Here is a 6,000-nt window from a genome sequence, read left to right on the forward strand (position 1 = left end):
TCCATTTCAGATAGGACAAAAACTTAATTTCAATATTGCCTTAAAAAAATAAAATAACTAATCTTTTCAAAAACTAGTTATTTATCCAAAAAAGCCAAATGCATTTTGCAAAGCCACCGGGAGAGCAACGCGTCCAAATTTACCAAAAAAAGTTGGTTTAGCCATCATTTCCATGACGTAATCCTCTAAAAAGAAATAGGCCGAATGTAAGACATTCAGCCTAATTCACTTACTATTGCTGGCATTCATCAAAAAACATAAAAAAAGTGTACCTCCTTTAAAATAACTAATATTTCATAAGACTTATACCGTTAAAAAAAAATAAAATTTAGTTGGTTTCAATCGTAAGGGAACTAACACAAAATTAAAATTCCCAAAACACACCCACTAAGTCAACTAAAAATCCCTGTTTTTAGCTTAAATTAAAGGCTACTATTAGTTCGAAACCTGACTAATACGAACAACATTTACCGGATCACTTAACAACTCGTCGGTCCTTTTTGCAAAGTTTTGAAAATGATCCGTTTGGATATGTGCCTCAAATGCTTCTGCATTTTTAAATTCTTCATTCATATAAAATGCCCCCGAACTCTTGTGATCTTCATAAAGTACATACTCCAGACATCCTTCTTCATTTCTGGTAGGTTCGATCAAAGCCAGTAAAGCTTCTTTCAACAATTGATTTTTACCCGATTTCGCTTTCAAAAAAGCGATCGCTTTAAATGTATTTTCCATACTCTTTTTATTTATTCATTAATTATTTTAACACTGTAACTAAAGCCACAAGTTTTATCGATAACTCATAAAAACGGATAATCTGTGTATCCCCTTGCGCCCCCTCCTCCAAACAAAGTATGATTGTCAGAAATCACATTAAGAGGAGCGTTTGTTAATACGCGTTGTGGATAATCGGGATTCGTCAGAAACTTTCGACCAAATCCGATTAAATCTACCAAATCTTCAATTAGTAAAACCTCTCCCTCTTCAGGACTTTTGTTTCCCGTTGCGATTATGGTGTTTTTAAAATTGGCTCTTAACGCCTTTCTAAAATCATTAGGTATAACTGGTGCATCATCCCAATCTGCTTCACAAAGATGTATGTAGGCAATGTCTAATTTGTTTAATTCTTTAGCAGCCAGCATAATGGTTTCTAATATTTCCGGATCATTCATATCTTTAAAACTAATAAAAGGAGAAAGTCTCACACCGGTTTTTTCCTTACCTATTGCTGCTACTATCGCTGCAGTTATTTCCAATAAAATACGGATTCTGTTTTCTTGTGATCCTCCATAAGCATCCGTTCTTTTGTTGCTGTTGCTTCTTAAAAACTGATCGATCAAATAACCGTTTGCACCGTGTATTTCAACACCGTCAAATCCGGCCAAAACAGCATTTTTTGCACCCTGTACAAATTCTTCTATAACACGATCAATATCGTTCTGAGACATCTCTTTTGGTTCTTCAACAGGAACAAAAGTGGCATCCCCATTTGGAGCTCCGTCAAAAATATAGACATTGGTGTCTTTAGCAATTACTCCTGATGGTCCGATCGGTTGTAAACCGTTTACTTTTGAACTCGATACTCGCCCAACATGCCACAACTGCAAAAATATTGTGCCTCCTTTTTCATGCACGGCATCGGTCGTTAGTTTCCAGCCATCGATTTGCTCCTTAGTATAAATACCGGGTGTTTTGGCATATCCCTTTCCTTGTAATGAAATCTGTGTAGCCTCGGTAATAATTAATCCTGCCGAGCTTCGTTGTTTATAATATTCGGCCATTAATGCATTGGGAATATCGCCGGGTTGCGTCGTTCTTGAACGGGTCATGGGAGCCATGAGAAAACGATTTTTAGTCTGAATTTTATCTCCTTTATACGTTTGGAATAGTTTCATTTCTTTCATTTAATATTTTTTAAAATTTCTATTTATTTTATCCTAAAAGGGCTGTCCCTCCAAGCAGTCTGTCTATAAGCCCATAACAACAGATCAAACCAATTATACAATAACCAATCGCTACTAAAATCAAACATCCGAAAATGGAAGTCCAGTACGCTAAACCAATATTCAGATCTCTGTTTAGCGTATAAACGATTGTGATTTTTCGTCTAAGAATACTCCAAAACCAAACTAGCAGCATCGATATCCCTATAAAAACCAAACTGATAACCGCAAATCTAAATTCATAACGCCCTAAAATAAGGTCAATTACAAACACCAAACACAGTAGTAGTGAACAAATCAGAGCGAGTCCACTTGTTATTCTAAATATTTTCAACATCTAATTCCTTTAAAAATTCAACAGTCATAAAAATTAATTCTGTGCTTCCGGTATTCTCCAAATTATGGGTGAAAAAATTAGCATCACTCAAATCCGAAAAATACTTTACGTCATTTACTTCATATTGTGTTTCCAGAACAGAACCGTCATTGTAATACGAAATTGATTTGCCTGCTGACAATGCCGTCCAGAAATAGCGTTTAGAATGCGTATGAAATGGCATGCTTTCTCCTGCGGCTAAATGTATGGTCCAAATCTTAAATTCATTATTTTCTAAAACCAACTGTTCACCAACCTTAAAATTGTCTGTAGTATTTTCCAGTTCCGAAATTTTCTCTGCTGTTCAAAAACTCCAATTCTCCGGCGGATTAATTAATGTAGCTATCATATTCTTCAAAAAAATTAGGTTTACAAATACTTCAATATTGGTTTCTTTTAATATTCAATAACAATTTTCCCAATCGTTTTTCCGCTTTCGAGCAACTTGTGAGCCTCCTTTAAATTCTCGGTCGTTAATCCTTTTAACGTCGTAATTAATGTAGATTGTACTACACCTTCGTCTAATAAATCAGCAATACGATTCAGAATATGATGTTGCTCAATCTTATCCGCAGTTTGAAACATGGATCTCGTATACATCAATTCCCAACTAAAACTCACACTCTTGTTTTTCAGCTTATTTAGCGCAACCGGTTCACTCGATCCCGTAATAGAAGCAATGTGCCCTTGCGGTTTTATAAGTTCAGCCATTACATCCCAATACTTATTTGTATCAACAAAATCCAGAATAAAATCGACATTCTCAAAACCCGCCTCACGTACCTCTTTCACTAAATCAAAATGATTAACCACTACATCAGCCCCCATTTTCTTGCACCAATTAATAGTCTCCGGTCGTGAAGCAGTTGCAATTACTTTAAGGCCAGCTATTTTTTTGGCCAGCTGAATCGCAACAGACCCGACACCACCGGCACCGCCAATGATTAAAACACTTTTGCCTTTATCTTTTTCGGGATTAATCCGAATGCGATCAAAAAGAATTTCCCAGGCAGTAAGAGATGTTAGCGGCATTGCGGCAGCCTGCGAAATAGTGGTTGTTTTTGGAGCAAATCCAACAATGTTTTCATCTACCAACTGATATTCCGCATTAGAACCTGATCGCGTAATATCTCCTGCATAAAAAACAGTATCTCCCACTTTAAAAAGCGAAACCTTTTCTCCTATGGCTTCTACAATACCAACGGCATCCCAGCCAATCACTTTAGGATCCGCCAAAACAGTATCTTTTGCTGCACTTTGTCGAATCTTAAAATCCACCGGATTTACCGAGATTGCCTGTATTTTAACCAAAAGATCCGTTCCCTTCGCTTCCGGTATTTGACTTTCAAATTCAATAAAACTTTCCTCATGATCTACCGGGAAAGACGTTCTAAATCCTATTGCTTTCATATTTTTACTACTTTAAAATTAATGTTATAAATAAAATACTTTACTAAACCGATTCGTTAAAGACTCCTTCTAAGGGAACTCCCGTCGGTGTTCTGAAAAAAATGCGTCTCTCGTTTAGCTCCTCAATATCCATTAAGGAATAAGGAATTTTTAGTCTTTCTAGTTTTTTCTTAAATGCTGTATAGTTTTCTAATTTAAAACCAACATGATCAATTGTTTCTGATGCATGATCCAAATGATTTCCAAAACTTTTTATCACATGTATAATGGGATCATTTCCATCAAACAACCAAAATCCGGGTATGTGTTGTATCATTTTCGGGCGCTCTTTTTCAACAAGATCAAAAACACCAATTAAAAATAATTTAGTGGTTTCCAAATCACCCGTTCTTATCGTTACATGGTCGAGTTGCATACTACGCTAATTAATTGTTGTATTTTTCCTCCGAATTATCAATGGGAGTATTCGGATCATTTTGTACCAATCTGGCAATAGCATCCTTACGCATGTAAACAACACCTGTTTTAGTTCTGGTATACTTTATAAATTGCTCCATTGCATTCACAACTGCTGGTGATCCTCCTATGCGATCATGAAAACTAATCGACATCATTCTTCGTTTTGTTGCGCCTTCTTTATAAAGTTGATCAAACTCTAATTTTAACTGATTTAAAAATTGATCCGGACTCCAATGTTTGCCTTCAATATTTACGATATCATTGTTACGAAGCGTATACGGAATCACTACAAATTTTTTCCCGTTCACCATTGTGATAAAAGGTTCATCACGGCTCAAATCATCAATATGGTATAAAAAACCCAACTCCTGAAGTACTTTTAATGTATTAGGACCTCTTCTTAACCAGTTACTGTTGTACCCCACTCCTCTTTTTCCTGTAATGGCTTCAACGGTATCAATTCCGTCTTTTACAAACTTTAATTCCTCTTCGTAGTTCTTATTCCATTGATTGTCCCACGTCATACCGTGTGCTGCTATTTCATGACCCTGATCAGCAATTGCTTTTGCTACCTCCGGATATTTTACGGCAGCTTGTCCAACTATATGTGAGGTGACCTTAATATCGTATTTTTTCCATAAATCAAGCATGCGATACACCCCTTCTTTCGCTCCATAACGAAACCAGCTGTCTGCTGCTAAATCAGGTTGTCCTTTGGGTAGCGGATTTCCCGAAAATGGACTTTCTGCGCCTTCTGGTTGTCCTCCGGTTTCAAACTGCATAGATACTGATACCACCAACTGAGCACCATTAGGCCAATGACTTTTTGATAACGCTGTTGAATCCTTAGCCCCCTTACAAGATACCAATAACATCATTAGTATCAACAAGCTAACTATTGCTGTATATTTTTTCATTTTTAATTTGTTTTAATTAATAGATCAAAATTACAAAGTCTCTTGGTGGTATTAAGGTATAAATCTATTGTTGTTTTGTAAAAATCAATTCTAATGTGAAGTGGTTTTCTTTAAGGCTTTTTGAATCCTTTTAGAAAGTAATGTTATCGATTTACGTACTGGTTTTGAGTTTTGAGTTTCAGGTTTCAAGTTTCAGGTTTCAGGTTGCTGCTTACTGGTTTCAGATTACTGCTTATTGGTTTCAGGATATTACTTACTGTTTTTGGGATCATCACAATTCTGTCATTTCGAAGAATGAGAAATCACACAAGCTGATCCGTTTCTATCTTCCGCAATTTTGTCATACTGAGGAACGAAGTATCTTCACAAGTAATTCCGTAAAGTGAAGTTCAGCAGTATGGATTCAGCAAACGTAGATCCTTCGTTCAACTGTGCGGAGTTTCTTGTGTGATTTCTCATTCTTCGAAATGACAAACTACACCGTATGTTTTACCCTTTTCGAGTTTCAGTATTCAGGTTTCAAGTTTCGGACTATTACTTACTGTTTTTGGGGTCATCACAATTCTGTCATTTCGAAGAATGAGAAATCACACACGCTGATCCGTTTCTATCTTCCGTAATTTTGTCATCCTGAGGAACGAAGGATCTTCACGAGTAATTCCGTAATGTGAAGCTCAACGATATGGATTCAGCAAACGTAGATCCTTCGTTCCTCAGGATGGCAAACTGTATGGGGTTTCTTGCTTGATTACGCCTCCTCAGGATGACAAAATTGTGGAGTTTCTTGTCTGATTTCTCGTCCTCAGGATGACAAACTGTACGGAGTTTCTTGTGTGATTTCTCATTCTTCGAAATGACAAACTACACCGTATGTTTTACCCTTTTCGAGTTTCAG

General features: G+C 36.5%; 7 protein-coding genes. All 7 read right to left on the reverse strand.

Annotation, left to right across the window (positions count from 1 at the left end; translation table 11 throughout):
• Positions 1 to 435: 435 nt before the first annotated feature.
• On the reverse strand, positions 436 to 735 hold the full coding sequence (locus tag AB674_RS19035; protein WP_047778868.1) for a putative quinol monooxygenase: 300 nt from the start codon (positions 733 to 735) through the stop codon (positions 436 to 438).
• Between the two features lie 65 nt (positions 736 to 800).
• Positions 801 to 1,904, reverse strand: a complete 1,104-nt coding sequence (locus AB674_RS19040; protein WP_165579399.1) for an alkene reductase — start codon at positions 1,902 to 1,904, stop codon at positions 801 to 803.
• Positions 1,905 to 1,932: 28 nt separating this feature from the next.
• Complete coding sequence (locus tag AB674_RS19045; RefSeq protein ID WP_047778869.1) at positions 1,933 to 2,280, reverse strand: hypothetical protein; 348 nt, start codon at positions 2,278 to 2,280, stop codon at positions 1,933 to 1,935.
• Positions 2,264 to 2,563 (reverse strand): cupin domain-containing protein, encoded by a 300-nt coding sequence (locus AB674_RS19050; RefSeq protein WP_131701562.1) that lies wholly within the window; start codon positions 2,561 to 2,563, stop codon positions 2,264 to 2,266. The genes AB674_RS19045 and AB674_RS19050 overlap by 17 nt, the downstream gene beginning before the upstream one ends.
• Positions 2,564 to 2,715: 152 nt before the next feature.
• The gene (locus AB674_RS19055; RefSeq protein WP_047778871.1) at positions 2,716 to 3,729 is read right to left on the reverse strand and encodes a zinc-binding alcohol dehydrogenase family protein; all 1,014 of its coding nucleotides are present in this window, start codon (positions 3,727 to 3,729) and stop codon (positions 2,716 to 2,718) included.
• A 43-nt stretch (positions 3,730 to 3,772) separates the two neighbouring features.
• The gene (locus AB674_RS19060) at positions 3,773 to 4,144 is read right to left on the reverse strand and encodes a glyoxalase (protein WP_047778872.1); all 372 of its coding nucleotides are present in this window, start codon (positions 4,142 to 4,144) and stop codon (positions 3,773 to 3,775) included.
• 10 nt (positions 4,145 to 4,154) lie between these two features.
• Positions 4,155 to 5,105, reverse strand: a complete 951-nt coding sequence (locus AB674_RS19065) for a polysaccharide deacetylase family protein (RefSeq protein ID WP_053004338.1) — start codon at positions 5,103 to 5,105, stop codon at positions 4,155 to 4,157.
• Between the last annotated feature and the right edge of the window lie 895 nt (positions 5,106 to 6,000).

Origin of the sequence: Flavobacterium sp. ABG (assembly GCF_001027725.1) — a bacterium.
Taxonomy (GTDB): domain Bacteria; phylum Bacteroidota; class Bacteroidia; order Flavobacteriales; family Flavobacteriaceae; genus Flavobacterium; species Flavobacterium cupriresistens.